The sequence below is a fragment of the Pseudomonas trivialis genome (genome assembly GCF_001439805.1).
GTDB classification, from domain to species: domain Bacteria; phylum Pseudomonadota; class Gammaproteobacteria; order Pseudomonadales; family Pseudomonadaceae; genus Aquipseudomonas; species Aquipseudomonas trivialis.
Genome location: NZ_JYLK01000008.1, coordinates 207584 through 226033 on the forward strand (window position 1 = coordinate 207584; position 18450 = coordinate 226033).

At 61.5% G+C, this 18450-nt stretch carries 15 protein-coding genes and 1 tRNA gene; 13 read left to right on the forward strand and 3 right to left on the reverse strand.

What is annotated here, in order from left to right; all coding sequences use genetic code 11:
• The first annotated feature begins 43 nt into the window (after window positions 1–43).
• The 6 genes from TU79_RS14365 (at window position 44) to TU79_RS14390 (ending at window position 7717) form a co-directional block, all read left to right on the forward strand.
• Window positions 44–2197: a type I secretion system permease/ATPase gene (locus tag TU79_RS14365; RefSeq protein ID WP_057008591.1), complete on the forward strand. Its 2154-nt coding sequence runs from the start codon at window positions 44–46 to the stop codon at window positions 2195–2197.
• Entirely contained in the window at window positions 2187–3563 is a 1377-nt protein-coding gene (locus tag TU79_RS14370; RefSeq protein ID WP_057008592.1) for an HlyD family type I secretion periplasmic adaptor subunit, read from the forward strand. Before TU79_RS14365 ends, TU79_RS14370 begins: the two co-directional genes overlap by 11 nt.
• A 119-nt stretch (window positions 3564–3682) precedes the next feature.
• Window positions 3683–3758, forward strand: a tRNA-Thr gene (locus TU79_RS14375).
• 617 nt (window positions 3759–4375) lie between these two features.
• The gene (locus TU79_RS14380; protein ID WP_057008593.1) at window positions 4376–5737 is read left to right on the forward strand and encodes a CHASE2 domain-containing protein; all 1362 of its coding nucleotides are present in this window, start codon (window positions 4376–4378) and stop codon (window positions 5735–5737) included.
• A 21-nt stretch (window positions 5738–5758) separates the two neighbouring features.
• Window positions 5759–6124 carry a hypothetical protein gene (locus TU79_RS14385; protein ID WP_057008594.1) on the forward strand — a complete coding sequence of 122 codons (366 nt, stop codon included), beginning with the start codon at window positions 5759–5761 and terminating at the stop codon, window positions 6122–6124.
• 15 nt (window positions 6125–6139) lie between these two features.
• Complete coding sequence (locus TU79_RS14390; protein WP_057008595.1) at window positions 6140–7717, forward strand: M48 family metallopeptidase; 1578 nt, start codon at window positions 6140–6142, stop codon at window positions 7715–7717.
• Between the two features lie 80 nt (window positions 7718–7797).
• Here the strand turns inward: TU79_RS14390 and TU79_RS14395 are convergent, their stop codons facing one another.
• From TU79_RS14395 to aguA, 3 genes are all read right to left on the reverse strand, one after another.
• Window positions 7798–9099, reverse strand: coding sequence for an OprD family porin (locus TU79_RS14395; RefSeq protein WP_057008596.1), 1302 nt, complete (start codon window positions 9097–9099; stop codon window positions 7798–7800).
• A 382-nt stretch (window positions 9100–9481) separates the two neighbouring features.
• Window positions 9482–9685, reverse strand: a complete 204-nt coding sequence (locus TU79_RS14400) for a hypothetical protein (protein ID WP_057008597.1) — start codon at window positions 9683–9685, stop codon at window positions 9482–9484.
• Window positions 9686–9919: 234 nt separating this feature from the next.
• Window positions 9920–11026, reverse strand: a complete 1107-nt coding sequence (gene aguA / locus TU79_RS14405; protein ID WP_057008598.1) for an agmatine deiminase — start codon at window positions 11024–11026, stop codon at window positions 9920–9922.
• A 317-nt stretch (window positions 11027–11343) separates the two neighbouring features.
• On the opposite strand from aguA, the gene rfbB reads away from it, so the two are divergent.
• From rfbB to TU79_RS14440, 7 genes are read left to right on the forward strand one after another with little or no spacing between them, the layout of a single operon-like run.
• The gene (gene rfbB, locus TU79_RS14410; RefSeq protein ID WP_057008599.1) at window positions 11344–12426 is read left to right on the forward strand and encodes a dTDP-glucose 4,6-dehydratase; all 1083 of its coding nucleotides are present in this window, start codon (window positions 11344–11346) and stop codon (window positions 12424–12426) included.
• Window positions 12423–13298: a glucose-1-phosphate thymidylyltransferase RfbA gene (rfbA, locus tag TU79_RS14415; protein ID WP_057008600.1), complete on the forward strand. Its 876-nt coding sequence runs from the start codon at window positions 12423–12425 to the stop codon at window positions 13296–13298. The genes rfbB and rfbA overlap by 4 nt, the downstream gene beginning before the upstream one ends.
• Window positions 13295–13840, forward strand: a complete 546-nt coding sequence (gene rfbC / locus TU79_RS14420; RefSeq protein ID WP_057008601.1) for a dTDP-4-dehydrorhamnose 3,5-epimerase — start codon at window positions 13295–13297, stop codon at window positions 13838–13840. The genes rfbA and rfbC overlap by 4 nt, the downstream gene beginning before the upstream one ends.
• Window positions 13837–14718 (forward strand): dTDP-4-dehydrorhamnose reductase, encoded by an 882-nt coding sequence (gene rfbD / locus TU79_RS14425; protein WP_057008602.1) that lies wholly within the window; start codon window positions 13837–13839, stop codon window positions 14716–14718. Before rfbC ends, rfbD begins: the two co-directional genes overlap by 4 nt.
• A gap of 36 nt (window positions 14719–14754) precedes the next feature.
• Complete coding sequence (locus TU79_RS14430) at window positions 14755–16563, forward strand: sensor histidine kinase (RefSeq protein ID WP_057008603.1); 1809 nt, start codon at window positions 14755–14757, stop codon at window positions 16561–16563.
• Window positions 16560–17945 (forward strand): sigma-54-dependent transcriptional regulator, encoded by a 1386-nt coding sequence (locus tag TU79_RS14435; protein WP_057008604.1) that lies wholly within the window; start codon window positions 16560–16562, stop codon window positions 17943–17945. Before TU79_RS14430 ends, TU79_RS14435 begins: the two co-directional genes overlap by 4 nt.
• Before the next feature lie 26 nt (window positions 17946–17971).
• Window positions 17972–18427, forward strand: a complete 456-nt coding sequence (locus TU79_RS14440) for a thioesterase domain-containing protein (protein ID WP_057008605.1) — start codon at window positions 17972–17974, stop codon at window positions 18425–18427.
• The last annotated feature ends 23 nt before the right edge of the window (window positions 18428–18450 follow it).

Here is an 18450-nt window from a genome sequence, read left to right on the forward strand (position 1 = left end):
TTTTAAGGAGTTGGAGCACTCAACGCATTAAGAGAGAGTCAGCTTGAATTCTGATATCGATGTGGCGCAGCTCAACCATGACCTGCGCAGTCAGCACGACGATCCTTTACTGGATGGGCTGCTGACCCTCTGTTCCCTGCATTACAAACCCGCCAGCCGCGCCATGCTGACCACCGGCCTGCCCCTGGCCGCGCAACGCCTGAGCGCCGAGCTGCTGCCACGCGCGGCAGCCCGCGCGGGTTTGCAGGGGCGATTGCTGCAACGCAAGCTGGAACAGATTCCGACGATTGCCCTGCCCGCCATGCTGCTGCTCAAGGAGGGGCGCAGTGCGGTGCTGTTGGGCTGGGACGGGGACACGGCGCGCCTGCTGCTGAGCGAAAGCGATGGTGGCGAGGTTCATGTCAGCCGTGAGCTGTTGAGCCAGGATTACAGCGGGCGGGTGTTCTTCGCCCAGCCGCAGCACAAGTTCGACGTCACCAACGGCACGCTGATCCCCCGTGCGCGCTCGTGGTTTCGCGACACTCTCAAACGCTCACGCTGGCTGTACGCCGACGCCATCGCCGCAAGCCTGGTGATCAACCTGATCGCCCTGGCCGCGCCGCTGTTCGTGATGAACGTGTACGACCGCGTGGTGCCGAACCAGGCCACCGCCACCCTGTGGGTGCTGGCCATCGGTATCTGTGGCGCCTACCTGTTCGACCTGTTGCTCAAGAGCCTGCGCAGCTTGTGCCTGGACCTGGCGGGCAAGAAAACCGACCTGATCATTTCCGCGACGCTGTTCGAGCGCATCGTGGGCATGGCGATGAAAGTGCGTCCGGCACGGGTGGGCAGCTACGCGCAAAATATCCATGAGTTTCAGGGGATGCGCGACTTCCTCACGTCCCTGACCCTCACCAGCCTGATCGACCTGCCGTTTACGCTGATCATCCTGTTGGTGATCGCCCTGCTCGGCGGCCACCTGGTGTGGATCCCGATCATCGCCTTCCCACTGGCGCTGGGTATCGGCCATTTGCTGCAAAAACCGCTGACGGCGACCCTGCAACGCACCATGGCCCTGGGCGCCGAGCGTCAGTCGAGCCTGATCGAAACCCTCGCCGGGCTCGATGCGGTGAAGGTCAATAACGCCGAGAGCGAGCGCCAGTACCAGTGGGAACAGACCATCGGCACCCTTAGCCGGCTCGAACTGCGGGTCAAGGTGCTGTCGGGCCTGGCCATGAACATTACTTTGCTGATCCAGCAAGTGGCGGGCGTGGCGATGATCATTTTCGGCGTGTACCAGATCATCGACGGCAACCTCAGCATGGGCGGCCTGGTGGCGTGCTACATGCTCAGCGGCCGCGCGCTGGGGCCGTTGGCCCAACTGTCCGGGCTGTTGACCCGTTACCAGCAGGCCAAGGTGACGATGGTGTCGGTGGACGAGATGATGGAGCTGCCGCAGGAGCGCAATTACGACGAGCGCCCGCTCAGCCGTAAAGCGCTGCAAGGCGCGATGGCGTTCCGTGAAGTCGACTTTACCTACCCGAACCAGCAGACCCTGGCGCTGCGCGGTATCAACCTGAACATCCGCCCCGGCGAGAAGATCGGCATCATCGGCCGCAGCGGCTCGGGCAAAAGCTCGCTGGCCAAACTGCTGGTCGGCCTGTATCAGCCGGACGCCGGCTCCTTGCTGGTGGACGGCGTGGACATCCGCCAGATCGACGTCAGCGAGCTGCGCCACAACATCGGCTACGTGGCCCAGGATATTCAACTGCTGGCCGGCACCCTGCGCGACAACCTGGTATCGGGCGCGCGCTACGTCGACGATGAAATGGTCTTGCAGGCGGCCGAGCTGGCCGGCGTGCATGAGTTTGCCAGGCTGCACCCGCAAGGCTACGAGTTGCAAGTGGGCGAGCGCGGGCAAAACCTGTCCGGCGGCCAGCGCCAGAACGTGGCCCTGGCCCGTGCGCTGCTGCTCAACCCGCCGATTTTGTTGCTGGACGAGCCGACCAGCGCCATGGACAACACCGGCGAAGAGCGCCTCAAGCAGCGCCTGCAGTCGGTGATCGAAAACAAGACGGTGATTCTCGTCACCCACCGTGCTTCGCTGCTGAGCCTGGTCGACCGCCTGCTGGTAATCGACCGCGGTCAGATCCTCGCAGACGGCCCGAAAGCGGCCGTTATGGAAGCGCTGAAAAAGGGGCAGATCAGTGTCGCTTAAATCCGGACCACGTCGCCTCAAAGACGTCATCGTCGGTTATTTCAGAGGCACCGACTCCCTCGACGACCAGCCCTTGCCCGAAGTGGAAAAAGCCCTGGTCGACGACGCACCGCGCATCGTGCGCCTGACCATCTGGGGCGTGATCGGCTTCTTCGTGTTCCTGCTGCTGTGGGCGCACTTCGCGATCATCGATGAAGTGACCAAGGGCGAAGGCAAGGCCATCCCGTCATCGCGCATCCAGAAAATCCAGAACCTGGAAGGCGGTATCGTCGCGCAGATTTACGTGCACGAAGGCCAGATCGTCGAACCCGGCGCGCCGCTGGTGCGCCTGGACGACACGCGCTTTGCCTCCAACGTCGGCGAAACCGAAGCCGACCGCGTGGCCATGGAACTGCGCGTGGAGCGCCTGAGCGCGGAAGTGGAAAACCGCCCGCTGAACATCACTGAAGATGCCCGCAAGGCCGTGCCTAACCAGGCCTCGAACGAAGAATCGCTGTACCTGAGCCGGCGCCAGCAACTGGCCGACGAGATTGGCGGGCTGCAACAGCAATTGCTGCAGCGTCAGCAGGAGCTGCGTGAATTCAGCTCCAAGCAGGAGCAGTACCGCAACAGCCTGAGCCTGCTGCGCCAGGAGATCGGCATGTCCGAACCGCTGGTGCAGCAGGGTGCTATTTCGCCAGTGGAAGTGCTGCGCTTAAAGCGTTCGGAAGTTGAAACCCGTGGCATGCTCGACGGCACCACCCTGGCCATCCCGCGTGCCCAGGCGGCCATCAACGAAGTGCAACAAAAGATCAACGAAACCCGCGGCAAATTCCGCAGCGAAGCCTTGGCCCAGCTCAACGAAGCACGCACCAACCTGAGCAAGGCCCAGGCCACCTCCAAAGGCCTGGAAGACCGCGTGAGCCGCACCATGGTCACCTCGCCGGTGCGCGGCATCGTCAAACAGATGCTGGTCAACACCGTGGGCGGCGTGATCCAGCCCGGCAGCGACATCGCCGAAGTGGTCCCGCTGGACGATACGCTGCTGGTGGAAGCACGCATCCGCCCGCAGGACATCGCCTTCCTGCACCCGGGCCAGGAAGCCATGATCAAATTCACCGCCTACGACTACACCATCTACGGCGGCCTCAAAGGCAAACTCGAACAGATCGGCGCCGACACCGTGCAGGACGAAGAGAAGAAAAACACCTTCTACGTCATCAAACTGCGCACTGAACGCAGCCATCTGGGCACCGATGAAAAACCGCTGTTGATCATCCCTGGCATGGTGGCGTCGGTGGACATCATTACCGGCAAGAAGAGCGTGCTGAGTTATCTGCTCAAGCCGATCATCAAGTCACGGGCCGAGGCGTTGCACGAACGTTGATCGCTTTGGATTTACGCGGCGTGCGTAGGGAATTGGAGAAAACTGAGGATTTCGCAAAAATAGTCAGTTTTCAGGGGTTTACAGGATCTCGCCAATCGCTATAATCGTCGCCCTAACACGCCGGTATAGCTCAGTTGGTAGAGCAACTGACTTGTAATCAGTAGGTCCCGGGTTCGACTCCTGGTGCCGGCACCATATCTCAAAGCCCCGCAATGCGGGGCTTTGTGGTTTCTGGGGTTTGAGAATTCCTCAACAGTTGATATCCCGTTTTCGTCAAAACGCCCAAAAACCGTCCACATTCAAAAATCAAGTAGCCGCCCTCGGCGCCAACAACCCTTCTCCTTTCACTCTAACCTGATCCACATCAGCGGAGATGAGCAAGGCGGTGATTGATGGTGTGATGAAGGCGTTGCAGTCGCGCTGCCATATCGAACATTAAGCAAACAGGCGCTGAGCCCCTCTTATAAAAAATAATTTTCAGATAAACACAGCTCTGTGGCGAGCGGGCTTGCCCCGCGTTGGGCTGCGCAGCGGCCCCAGAACCAGGTTCTGCGCAGGGTCAGGTACAGCGCGTGTTCCTTAATGGGGGCGCCTCGCACCCCAACGCGGGGCAAGCCCGCTCGCCACAACAAGCCCAGTCGCCACAGAGGCTCCTGTTTGCTGCGCGACAGCGCTAAGTCGAAGATTTGGCGACGACTCCGCACCTAGGTGATGCGCAGCAAAATTGTGGCACTTCGCCACTTTCCATTTGACACCCCCGCCCCACTCCGTTAAAACCCCCGCCTTGCTTTTGCTTTCCTATCGAGACATGGATGTTGTCGACTCCCCCGCTGTTCAATAAACGTCGCTATTGGCTGGCAGTCATCATCGTGGCGCTTGCGATTCTCGATCCTTTCGGCCTGGCCAGTTCCAGCGACAAGGCGTCGGCGCAGTGGCTCAACCGCATGCTCTCCAGCAGTTATCCGAGCCTTGGGCAGCAGCATGTGGCGGTGGTGTTGATCGATGATGAGTACCTGATGCGCAACGGCACGTCGTGGCCGATGCCCTATGGCGAGCAGAGCAAGCTGTTCAAGCGTTTGCTCGCCTACAAGCCCCAGGCGGTGTTTGCGGATCTGCTCTACAGCCATGATCACTCGTTGGGCGATCCTGCGCGCGGTAGTCAGTTGCTGGCGAATGTGTTTGAGCGCTATCAGCGCCAGGGCATTCCGTTGTGGCTGGCCAATACTGGGCAGACGCGTGGCGAAGAAGGCCAGGCCAATACGCTGACCCCTTTTACGCAGGTCAGTCGCCCGGCGTTGGTGAAATGGGAAGGTGTGGACGACCAATACCCGCTGGCGGTGCACACGCAAATGGGGCTGATGGAAACGCCCGCGCTGGCGCTGTACCGCGTGTTCTGCGCAACGCAGCACTGCGGCTCGCCGCCGGTGGACGCCGAAACGGCAGCGCAGCGCCAGCCGATTGCGGTGCAATGGGGGCTGAAGCTGTCGCCGGACCAGGCGCGTATCGCTGACATCGCTGACGCCAAGCCGCCGCGACATTTTCTGCTGGACGCCGTGATGCAGTTCTTCCAGGCGGTGTTCTGGAAACTGGATGACTCGGCCCAGGAACGCCACCCCTACACGCTGACATTGACGGCCAGCGACCTCGAAGTGACCAACCCCGAAGGCCAGGCCCTGATCGCCGAACTGCTGCGCGGCCGCCTGGTGCTGGTGGGTGCACATATCGAGTCCACCGGCGATCTGGTGGACTCGCCCGTGCACGGTCTGCTTGCCGGCGTGTACCTGCATGCCATGGCGCTGGATAACCTGATCAACAAGGGCATGGACTACAAACATGAACCCGCCGACTTTTCTCGCCTGCCTGTCAATGGGCTGGACCTGCTGGAGCTAAGTCTGCTGGCGCTGATTACCTTGCTCAAGGAGCTTCAGACGCGCATGCCGGCGGGCCACAGCATCTTCACCTTTTGCCGGCGACAGGAAGCATGGTTTTTCTCCTCACCCTACCCGTCCTGGCTACTGGTGATGTCATTGCTCATTGCTTCGAGCATTGTGCTGAGCTGTAACAACATCACCCCGGTCAACGTGCTGGGCATCATTTCGCTGTCATTGGTGTTATTCAGCGAGCGCCTCGAAGCCTTCTTCAATGGCGAGCGCGCTGAACCGACCGCTGCGTGATTCAACTCAAGGAACCCAAGGATGAACAGAAGCCTCATCGTATTGCTCGCCGCCCTCTTCACTCAGGCCGCCTGGGCGCAAACCCACACCATCACCGCGTTCCTCGCCGACCCGGTGACGGTGCTGGATGAACAAGGTGCCCCTCAGCGCGACCTGGCGAAAAAAGATACACCCACCCAGCCGTTGACGGTGTTGCAGTACAACCCGGCGCTGGACCTGGTGCAGGTGGAGCTGGCCGGCCAGAAAGTCTGGCTGGACACCATGGACCTGCGCATCGAGCCGCCGCTGAACGTGGTGGACCTGCCTTGCCTGGGCCTGACCAAGAGCCAGGCAAAAAGCAGCCGCAATCATTCCACCATCGGTTTCGGTGCCGGCTGCAATCAATAACAAAGGAGCGTCAGGGTGAAGGGATTTCTCGTGGCAACCAGCTTGCTGGCAAGTGCACTGCTCAGTGGTTGCGCAACCTTGAAGGGCGCCGACCAGGCGTTCCTCAACCTGGTGGGGCCGTCGACCCAATCCAGGGTCCAGGGCCACTACGTGGACAACACCGACGTGCGCCAGTACTACAAGCTCGACCCCCAGCGCCAGAGCAAGCAGCGCCTGAGCTACGACGGGCGCGCGGTGCCGGCCGCGGAAGCGCGCCAGCAGAACCTGGTGGATATCCCGATGCTGCAGGTGTATTTGCAGGGCATCGTTACGCGCCTGTCCAAGGGCTGGCCGGGCGAGCTGCCGACCTTGCAGGTGAAGATCACCGACAGCTACAGCTTCGGGCCAGCGGCCGACCCGTACGGCAACCTGTTCGTGCCGCTGGGCATGCTGGATAACGTCGCCAGCGAAGATGAAATCGCCGCGATGCTGGGCCACGAGATGAGCCACATTTTGCTGCATCACCACGACCGCATGGCCGCGTTCCAGCAGCAGAAAGAGATGTTCACCACCGTGGCGTCCACCGTTGCCCTGGCCACCATGGCCGCCGACACCCGCGTGGATCGCAGCTCCGGCACCATGAAGGTATTCAGCAAGGACCCGGCCGGCACCCAGAAGACCATCGGCAACACCGTGCTCTATACCGCGCTGGCCAATACCTTTTCCGATCATGTGTGGAGCACCGCCTGGGGCCGCAGCCAGGAAGACCAGGCCGACCTGCTCGGCACTGATCTGATGATTCGCGCAGGCTATGCGCCGCGCGCCGCCACCCACAGCCTGGAGCGCCTCAACGATTTCCAGGGCAAGCAGAAGCCGTTGCTCGCGGGCTTTCTCACCGCGCGCAAGAATGCCATGCAGGACTCGTTGCAGCAGTTCAATCTCAGCCAGTTTCAAAAGGAGCTGGACGTGCTGATCAAGGACGGTCTGGCCACCAGCATCACCGCCACCACGCAGTACTTCAACCGCTCGCACATGGCGGCGATGGACCGCGACACCGAGCTGCGCCAGTACCTGCAACGCGAATATCGCCAGGAACGCCGCGCACGCGTCAACCCCAAGAGCTGGGCGACGATGAAGAACACGCCGCAGGTGGCGAAGGCGATGCAGGGCTACAAGGACGCGTACTTTGCCAATGACGCCCTGGAAAAAAACAAGGTGCCCGATGCCGATGCGTTTATCCGCAAGGCACTGGCGTCACCGGTCAAGGATCAGCCGGGCATTCGACGCACCGCGTACACCGTGCGCCTGGCCCAGGGCAAAGGCAGCGAGGCGGTGAAAGAGTTGCAGGCAATCAAGGACTGGTCCCTGGCCGGCCCTTCCACCTACGACTTGATCATCAGCTACCACCTCAAGCGTGGCGACGGCCAGGCGGCGCTGGCAATGATCGACAAGGCCGAGCGCAACCTGGGCTCGGAGGAGCTGTTCATCACCGAGAAGCTGTTGGCCAACCAGCAACTCAAGGACACGCAGCAAGTGCAAACTGTGCTGCGCAAGTGCGAGCAATACCCGACGCGCAAGGAAAACTGCAAGAAGCTCGCCCCGCAAAAAGCCTGACGCTGAAACGATAGCCATAAAAAACCCCGAACCAGTCGGGGTTTTTTATCGCCTTGAATCAGGCGTGACGCCCAATCACTTTAGAACACGTTGATCGGGTAGTCGGCGAACAGGCGGATTTCGTTGCCGCCCACGTTGTACTGGTCGGCGTTGTTCGACACGCGCAACCAGGACGCGCGCGCGCGCAGGCTGAGGTCTTTGGCCGGGCCGCTCTGGACCACGTACTTGAACTGATTCCAGATTTCACGCTCGGTGCCATCGCCACGGCCGGTGCCGTCGTCGATGTTGGTGCCGCGCACATAGGCAACGTTATAGGTCAGGCCCGGCACGCCGAAGGTGGCGAAGTCAATACCGTAGCCGACTTGCCACGAGCGCTCGTCCTTGCCGTTGAAGTCGGACCAGTAAGAGTTGGCCAGCAGGATGGTGTTGCCGCCATCGCCGATGCCGCCAGCGTTGCGGTAACCGCCGTAGAGGTAACCGGTGTCGCCGGTGCTGCGCTGGTGAGCGACGGTGAAGCTGTGCGCGCCAACGGCCCAGGTCGCGCCCAGGCTCCAGATCTTGTTGTCGCGGGCGTCAGCGTCTTTCTGGTTTTCCAGGGCGAAGCTGCGGTCCAGTTTGGTTTTGTAGCCGTTGAAGTCAAAGGTCAGCGACTGCTTCTCTGGCAGGGCCAGCACGTAGTTGACGTTGACGTATTGCTTCTTCAGCACGTCCTGCATGTGGGACGCATACAGCGCGGCCGACAGGCTTTCGGTGAATTTGTAGCTGCCACCGATGTAGTCGATGTTCTTGAGGCGGCCGCTGTCGGTGCCTTCGGCGCTCTTGCGCGCTTCCTTGGTAAAGTGACCGGCGTCCAGTTGCAGGCCGGCGATCTCTTTGGAAACGATGGAAGTACCGGTGTAGGTTTCCGACAACAGGCGCGAATTGTCGTACTGCAATACCGGCACGGCCGGGAACTGGTCCCCGTACTTGAGCACAGTGTTGGACACGCGGAACTTCACGGCAGCGCCGCCCTTGGCCAGGTCATGGGGTGCGGAGCCAGGATTATCGGTGGTGCCGTTCCCCTGCTTGAAGAAGTCGATACCGCCGGCGCCAGCGCGGCCTTTACCACCGTCCAGGCGAATGGCGTATTGACCGATCACGTCCACACCCACACCTACGGTGCCTTGGGTGAAGCCCGATTCGAGCTTGCCGATAAAGCCCTGGCCCCATTCGGCTTTGTCCTGCTTGCCGTTTTTATAGTCACGGCTGATGTAGGCATTACGTGCAGCGATATTCAGGTGGCTGTCTTCGACAAAACCCTTGGATTGCTCCTGGTCGTTTGCCATGGCCGCCGATGCGCTCAAAATCCCCAGAGCGATCAGACTCATCCGTTGCTTCAACATTTCTTATATTCCTTATTACTGTTTGAGTACGCGCTGTGACACCAGGCCCCGTATCGCTTTTTCTGGTGTCGACTTTTTCCAAAAAAAAGAAGGCCCGCGGACGACTGAACTGCCGCGGGCCTTTTTTTATTGGATGAGTCATGGCGGTTAGCCACAGGCGTTGGGCGCAATCCTAGTCGCGCCCTGAACTTTATGTCAATTTCGTGAATGTTCTGACTTCAGACGAAAAGATTCCAAGCGGCGGACGACGCTCCTTGGTCAGCCAAAATTCGAATGTGGGAGGGGGCTTGCTCCCGATAGCGGGGCGCCAGTTAAAAACACGCCAACTGAACCACCGCAATCGGGAGCAAGCCCCCTCCTGCATTTTTGATCCTGGTGGTCTTCAGTTGCGTGCCAGCTCACACAGCGCCTTCATCTCGTCCTCGCTGAACAGCCCCACCGGGTAGCGATCATTCATCAGGCTGCGCAGGTCGGGCTGGCGCGAGTCGTTTGCCTTCAACCACTGTGCCAGCGCATGAATTGCATCGCCGTTCACCCGCGCCGGGTGGGGCGTATACGTCTTGATCGAATTGCTCTCGGCATTCATTTCTACGCTCTCCCTACTGCGTGAGCGGCTAACTTACTCAAGGTTTATGACAGAACGGCACCGTCATCCACCTTGAGCCACCGTTACGACAGCGATACAAGAGCTATGCCAATGTCCCCGGTGCACAGGCATCCCGACGCAAAAAAGCCCGCGACCTTGCCAGGTCGCGGGCTTGCTGAAGCGCTGCAAAAATATGGCTTAATGCCACCGCCCACACCACTGTTACAACTGCACTCAGTTTTTGTGCGGAGCCGGTTGCTGTTGGGTCAGACAGTGGATGTTACCGCCCCCGAGTAACAGTTCGCGCCCCGGCACCATTACCACTTCGTGCTGCGGGAACAAGCCCTGGAGGATGTCCCTGGCCTGGCTGTCCAGCGGGTCGTCGAAGCTGGGGGCAATGATGCCGCCGTTGACGATCAGAAAGTTCACGTAGGACCCGGCCAACCGCACGCTCGGGTTGCGTTCCTGGCTGCCCTCTACCGGATCCACGCCGGCGCACTCGTCTTCGGTGGCATACAACGGCCCCGGAATCGGCATTTTGTGCACGATAAACGCGCGGCCCCTGGCGTCTGTGCTGCTTTGCAGCACATCCATGGCGGCATGGCAGCGTGCGTAGTTGGGGTCTTGCGGGTCGTCGGTCCAGGCCAGCAACACTTCACCTGGGCGCACGTAGCAGCAGAAGTTATCCACATGGCCATCGGTCTCGTCGTTGAACAGGCCGTGCGGCAGCCAGATGATCTTGTCCACAGCCAGGTTATCGCGAAGCACCGCTTCAATCTCCGCGCGGTCGAGGTGCGGGTTGCGATTGCGGTTGAGCAGGCATTCTTCGGTGGTAACCAGCGTGCCTTCACCGTCGACATGGATGGAGCCGCCTTCCAGCACGAAACCTTCGGTGCGGTAACGGGGCGTGCGCTCGATCTCGAGGATCTTGCCACCCACCTGCGCGTCGCGGTTCCACGGCGCATACAGGCCGCCGTCAAACCCGCCCCAGGCATTGAAATCCCAGTTCACGCCGCGCACTTCGCCACTGTCATTAATGACAAATGTAGGGCCGGTGTCGCGGACCCAGGCGTCGTCGCTGGACATTTCCACCACCCGGATATTCGGCACATCCAGGCGGGCGCGGGCGTTTTCGTACTGGCCGGCAGACACGGCCACCGTCACCGGTTCAAACCGCGCGATAGCCTTGGCCACGGCCACATGAGCGGCCTGCGCCGGCTTGCCGCCCAGGCGCCAGTTGTCCGGGCGTTCGGGCCAGATCATCCAGGTCTGGGTCTGTGGCGCCCATTCGGCGGGCATATGGAAGCCATCGGCGCGGGGGGTGCTGTGCAGGGTGGTCATGGCGATGGCTCCGAATGGGGTGAAGGCCGACTTTATAACGGATAAAAATCGGCTTTAACAGGGATCGAAAAGAGTAGGCGACAAATATGACAGCAGATAATCGATAACAATCGATTAATTACAACTGCTCATCCGAAACCTTCGACAGCGTGCCTGTGGATCAAGATGACAAGCAGCCGCGTGATGACCTCGGCTTTTTCAGGCGTGTCTATCGCCACTGCAGGCCCCGGTGCACACATCACGCTTGCGCCGCCTGACGCCACCACTCAAGCTATGCTTCATTCGCTTGATGTCCGTCTAAGGAAAAGGCCCCCGACATGCGCATTCTCGTTACCGGCGGCGCCGGTTTTATTGGCTCTGCCCTGATTCGTCACCTGATTCAAAACACCGAGCACGAAGTGCTCAACCTGGACAAACTCACCTACGCCGGCAATCTGGAGTCGCTGACCAGCATCGCCTCCAACAGCCGCTATGAGTTCGTGCAGGCCGATATCATCGATCAGAACGCCGTCAGCGCGTTACTGACGCGTTTCGAGCCGCAGGCCATCATGCACCTGGCGGCCGAATCCCATGTCGACCGCTCCATCGACGGCCCTTCGGATTTCATCCAGACCAATATCGTCGGCACCTACAGCCTGTTGGAAGCGACCCGCGCCTACTGGCAGAAGCTGGCTGAGCCTGCCAAAAGCGCCTTCCGTTTTCATCACATCTCCACCGATGAAGTGTATGGCGACCTGCATGGCGTGGACGACCTGTTCACCGAAACCACGCCTTACGCGCCGAGCTCGCCCTATTCGGCCAGCAAGGCCGCGTCCGACCATCTGGTCCGCGCCTGGCAGCGCACTTATGGCCTGCCGGTACTGCTGACCAACTGCTCGAACAACTACGGGCCGTTCCACTTCCCCGAGAAGCTGATTCCACTGGTTATCCTCAATGCCCTCGCGGGCAAGCCACTGCCGGTGTACGGCGACGGTTTGCAGGTGCGCGACTGGTTGTTCGTCGAAGACCACGCCCGCGCATTGCTTAAAGTAGTGACCGAAGGCGTGGTAGGTGAGACCTACAACATCGGCGGGCACAACGAGCAAAAGAACATCGACGTGGTACGCGGCATCTGCGGCCTGCTTGAAGAGTTGGCGCCACAGCGCCCGGCCGGCGTGGCGCAATTCACCGACCTGATCACCTTCGTCAAGGATCGCCCCGGCCACGACCAGCGCTATGCCATCGACGCCGGCAAGATCGAACGTGAACTGGGCTGGACCCCGGAAGAAACCTTTGAAACAGGGCTGCGCAAAACCGTGCAGTGGTACCTCGATAATCTGGAATGGTGCCGCAGGGTCCAGGACGGCAGTTATCAGGGTGAACGATTGGGCAACACCGACGTGAAGGATTTGATCGCATGATGAAGGGAATCGTATTGGCCGGCGGCTCCGGCACCCGTTTGCACCCCATCACCCTGGGCGTGTCCAAGCAACTGCTGCCGGTGTATGACAAACCGATGATCTACTACCCGATCTCGGTGCTGATGCTGGCGGGGATCAAGGACATTCTGATCATCTCCACACCGGTTGATTTGCCGCAATACCGCAACCTGCTGGGCGATGGCAGCCAGTTTGGCGTGCACTTCACCTACGCCGAACAGCCCAAACCGGACGGTCTGGCCCAGGCGTTCATCATCGGTGAAGAATTCATCGGCAAAGACCCGGTTTGCCTGATCCTGGGCGACAACATCTTCCACGGCCAGCATTTCGGTGAGCAACTGCGCACGGCTGCCGAGCGCCCGTCCGGCGCTACCGTATTCGGCTATTGGGTCAAGGACCCGGAGCGTTTCGGCGTGATCGACTTCGACAAGGAAGGCCGCGCCCTGTCCATCGAAGAAAAACCGGCCAGACCCAAGTCGTCTTACGCGGTGACAGGCCTGTATTTCTATGACAACGACGTGATCGAGATCGCCAAGGCCGTCGAGCTTTCTCCGCGTGGAGAGCTGGAAATTACTGACGTCAACAATGCTTACCTCAAGCGTGGCGATCTGCATGTGGAGCGCTTTGGCCGTGGCTTTGCCTGGCTGGACACCGGCACCCACGACAGCCTGCTTGAAGCCTCGACGTACGTGCAGACCATCGAACACCGCCAGGGCCTCAAAGTGGCTTGCCTCGAGGAGATCGCCTACGAAAATGGCTGGATCACGCGTGATTATTTGCTTGAGCGCGCAAAATATTTTGGCAAAACCGGTTATGGTCAATACTTGTACAAACTCGCTGGGGACAATGAATGAATGTGACGGCCACCGAGCTGCCGGGTGTATTGATCATCGAGCCCAAGGTTTTTGGCGATGAGCGCGGTTTTTTTTACGAAAGCTTCAATGCTCGCGACTTCGCTCAAATCGCAGGACTGGAACAGCAATTTGTGCAGGACAACCACTCGCGCTCGCAAAAAGGCGTGTTGCGCGGTCTGCACTATCAGATCGAACATGCCCAAGGAAAACTGGTGCGCGTGACCGCCGGCGAAGTGCTGGACGTGGCTGTGGATATTCGTCGCAGCTCGCCCAATTTCGGCAAGTGGGTAGGTGTGAGGCTGTCTGCCGACAACCGCCGCCAACTATGGATTCCACCGGGGTTTGCCCATGGATTCGTGGTGCTCAGCGACCATGCCGAGTTCCTTTACAAGACCACTGACTACTACACGCCTGCGGCAGAACGCTGCATTCGCTGGGACGACGCCGAGCTGGGCATCGACTGGCAATTGAGCGGTGCACCGACCTTGTCCGCCAAGGACCAGAACGGTAAAAGCCTGAAAGACGCTGACGTGTTCCCATGAGTGGCGCTCTCAAGATTCTGATCACCGGCCAGCACGGTCAGGTTACCCAGGCACTGCAGCAGCAGCTCCAGAGCCTGGGCGAACTCATCGTGCTGGGCCGCGACCAACTGGACCTGGCCAACGTTGACCAGATCCGTCAGAAAGTGCGCGCCCACCGCCCCAACCTGATCATCAACGCAGCCGCACACACGGCCGTCGATCAGGCTGAAAGCGAACCAGATGCGGCCTTTGCCATCAATGCCATCGCGCCCGGTGTGCTTGCCGAGGAAGCCAAGGCGCTGGGCATCCCGCTGATTCACTACTCCACCGACTACGTGTTTGACGGCAGCAAGCCTGCGCCCTACACGGAGGCGGACGCGACCAACCCGCTGGGTGTCTATGGCCAGAGCAAATTGGCTGGTGAGCAGGCAATCGCGGCCGTGGGCGGCGAGTATCTGGTGCTGCGTACCAGCTGGGTTTATTCCGCCACCGGTAAAAACTTCCTGCTGACCATGCAGCGGCTGCTGCAAGAGAAACCGCACATGCGCATCGTCGCCGACCAGATCGGCGCGCCGACCTGGGCCGGGACCATCGCCAACAGCACCCGCGCGCTAGTCGAGCGCTGGCAGGCGGGCCAGCCGGGCGATTGGGGTGTGTATCACCTCACGGCCCAGGGCGAAACATCGTGGTTCGGCTTCGCTCAGGCTATTGGCGAGCATTTGCAGGCCGCCGGAAAAGCCTGCGCCGAACTGGAAGGGATACCGGCCAGCGCCTACCCGACACCCGCCAGGCGTCCGCTGAACTCACGCCTGGATTGCAGCCGTCTGCAGCAGCAGTGGCAGGTCAGCCAACCGCAGTGGCGGGATGCATTGCGCGAGTGTCTTGCCGGCCAGCACTAGGCATAATGCGCCTGTACCCACAGGCGCACGGTTCCCATGACTCCACCCCTTCCGCGAAGACCCCGCTGGCGCAGCCTTGCGTTGCTGGCGTTGTGCCTGGCACCACTGCTGTGGCCGCTGGAGCACTTGGCCGAGCGTTATTACCGCAACGAACTGGCCGGGCAGAACCGTCAGACCCTCGACCTCTACGTCGCCAACCTGCTCGGCACGCTGCATCGCTACGAGGTGCTGCCGCAGATTCTCGGCGATTTGCCGGCCTTGCGTACCGCGCTGGAGGCGCCAGAGGTCAGCACCAACCTGGTCGGCGCCAACCTGCTGCTCAAGGACGTCGCCGCCCAGGCCGGGGCGGAAGTGATGTACCTGATGGACACGTCCGGCAAGACCCTCGCCGCGTCCAACTGGGACAAACAGGACAGTTTCGTCGGACGTAACTTTTCGTTCCGCCCGTATTTCAGTGAAGCCATGGCCGGGCGCCTGGGACGCTTCTTTGGCCTGGGCACCACCTCAGCCAAGCGCGGCTACTTCTTCGCCGCCGCCGTGCGCGACAACGACAGAGTCATCGGCGTGCTGGTGGTCAAGGTCGACCTGGACCACACCGAAAGCCTGTGGGGCAACACCCCGGAGCAATTGCTGGTCACCGACCACAATGGCGTGGTGATCCTGACGTCGCGCCCGCAATGGCGCTTTCGCGCCACGCGGCCCTTGAGCGCCGAAGAGCGCCAGGCCATCAGTGCGATCCAGCCCTACCCCACGCGCGACCCACAACCACTGAGCCTTAGCACTACAGCGTGGCTGCGCCAGTCCACGGCCATCGCCGAGACCGGCTGGAACGTGGAAATCCTCGCACCACAATCCTTGATCGACCGCCCGGTGCGCACCGTGGTGGCAGTCGGTGGCGCCACGCTGCTGGTGCTGATGCTGCTGCTGGGGCTGCTGATGCAGCGCCGTCGCCATTACCTGGAGCGCATCGCCTTCGAAGCCAAGGCGCGCCGCGAGCTGGAGATGCGCGTGGTCGAGCGCACCAGTGACCTTGAAGGCCTCAACCGGCGCCTCAAACAGGAAGTGCTGGAACGCGAACACGCCCAGCAGGAACTGGTGCGCGCCCAGGATGACCTGGTGCAGGCCGGTAAACTCTCGGCGCTGGGCACCATGTCGGCGAGTATCAGCCATGAACTCAACCAGCCCCTGGCGGCGATTCGCAGCTACGCGGAAAACGCCGAAATCCTGCTTGATCATGAACGCACCAGCGATGCCCGTGGCAACCTCAAGCAGATCAGCGAACTGACCGGGCGCATGGCGTCGATCATCGCCCACTTGCGCGCGTTCGCCCGCCGCGACCGCCACGCGCCGGAGAGCGTGGCGCTGCAGCCGGCACTCGACGACGCGTTGGCGTTGCTGGCCAAGCGGCGTCGGTCAATGGAGGTGGAGCTGATCCGCGACCTGCCGGAAGCCACCTTGTGGGTGCAGGCCGGCGAAACCCGCTTGCGCCAGGTACTGGGCAACCTGCTGGCCAACGCCCTCGACGCCCTCACCGAAAAAGGCCCGCCGCGCAAACTGTGGCTGAGTGCCCAAACCACGGCGCAGGGCGTCAACCTGTACATCCGCGACAACGGCCCGGGCTTTTGCATGGAAGCCCTGGGGCGCGCCAGTGAGCCGTTCTACACCACCAAGACGCGCACCCAGGGCCTCGGCCTGGGCCTGGCGATCTGCGAAACCCTGATGCGTGCCTTTGGCGGCGAACTGCTGTTCGCCAACCACAGGGAAGGCGGCGCGCTGTTAACCTTGAAACTGCGCGCCGGCTCGCCGGGCGTGAGTCTGCAACCGTCCGAGGACCGCAGTGTATGAGTATCGATAACCAGATCCAGGTGGTGTTGATCGACGACGATCCACACTTGCGTCAGGCCCTGTGCCAGACCCTGGACCTGGCCGGGCTGAACGTCCTGCCCCTGGGCGAAGCCAATGGCCTCACCGCGCGCCTGTCCCGCGATTGGCCGGGCGTAGTGGTCAGCGACATCCGCATGCCCGGCATGGACGGACTGGAGCTGCTCGCCGAATTGCACGGCCAGGACCCGGACCTGCCGGTGCTGCTGATCACCGGCCACGGCGACGTGCCGCTGGCCGTGCAGGCCATGCGCGCGGGTGCTTATGACTTCCTCGAAAAACCCTTCGCCAGCGACGCCCTGCTCGACAGCGTGCGCCGCGCCCTGGCCCTGCGCCGGCTGGTGCTGGACAACCGCAGCCTGCGCCTGGCGCTCAGTGACCGTCAGCAGTTGAGCACGCGCCTGGTCGGCCATTCGCCGCAGATGCTGCGCCTGCGCGAACAGATCGGCGCCCTGGCCGCGACCCGTGCCGACGTGCTGATCCTTGGTGAAACCGGCGCCGGCAAGGAGGTCGTGGCGCGTGCGCTGCACGACCTGTCGAGCCGGCGCAGCGGGCCGTTCGTGGCGATCAACGCCGGGGCCCTGGCCGAATCGGTGGTGGAAAGCGAACTGTTCGGCCACGAACCGGGCGCGTTCACTGGCGCGCAGAAACGTCGGATCGGCAAGTTCGAATTCGCCAACGGCGGCACGCTGTTTCTGGATGAAATCGAAAGCATGAGCCTGGATGTGCAGGTCAAGCTGCTGCGCCTGTTGCAGGAGCGCGTGGTCGAGCGCCTGGGCGGCAACCAGTTGATCCCGCTGGACATCCGCATCATCGCGGCCACCAAGGAAGACCTGCGCCAGGCCGCCGACCAGGGGCGCTTTCGTGCCGACTTGTATTACCGCCTCAACGTTGCGCCGCTGCGCATTCCGCCGCTGCGCGAGCGCGGTGAGGATGCATTGATGCTGTTCCAGCACTTCGCCGACGAGGCCAGCAGCCGCCACGGCCTGCCCCTGCACGAACTGCAACCGGGCCAACGCGCGTTGCTGTTGCGCCATAGCTGGCCGGGCAACGTGCGCGAATTACAGAACGCCGCCGAGCGCTTCGCCCTGGGCCTGGAACTGGCATTGGACAGCGCGCCGGACAATCCTGGCGCCAGCGTGCTGACGTCCACGCCGGGCGGTTTGAGCGAGCAGGTCGAGCAGTTCGAAAAAAGCCTGATCGCCGCCGAACTCACGCGCCCCCACAGCTCCCTGCGCAGCCTGGCCGAAGCATTGGGCGTACCGCGCAAGACCCTGCACGACAAACTGCGCAAGCACGGCCTGACCTTCGCCGACAGCGCCAGCCACGGCACTGACGACGAATGACCCCGTCCACCCGCCAAGAGACCGCCATGAGCCGCGACAGCCGTTACCTGGAATCCATCCTTCATCACGACATCCCCCTCACTCGGGAAATGGGGCTCAAGGTGCTCGACTGGCAACACCACCAGCTGCAACTGCATCTTCCCTTGCAAGCCAATATCAACCACAAGAGCACCATGTTTGGCGGCAGCCTCTACTGCGGCGCCGTCCTGGCAGGCTGGGGTTGGTTGCACCTGAGACTGCACGAACACGGCATTGAAGACGGGCACATCGTGATTCAGGAAGGACAGATCAGTTATCCGTTGCCGGTGACGCAGGATGCCACGGTGATTTGCGCGGCGCCGGAGGAGAAGGTGTGGAAGCGTTTCGTGGCGACCTACAAACGCCATGGCCGGGCGCGGTTGGCGCTGGACACATGGATTGTGAATGAGGGCAGCGAAGACCGCGCAGTGACTTTTACCGGCCAATACGTCCTGCACCGCTAGCCGCTATTACACAAGGCAAATGA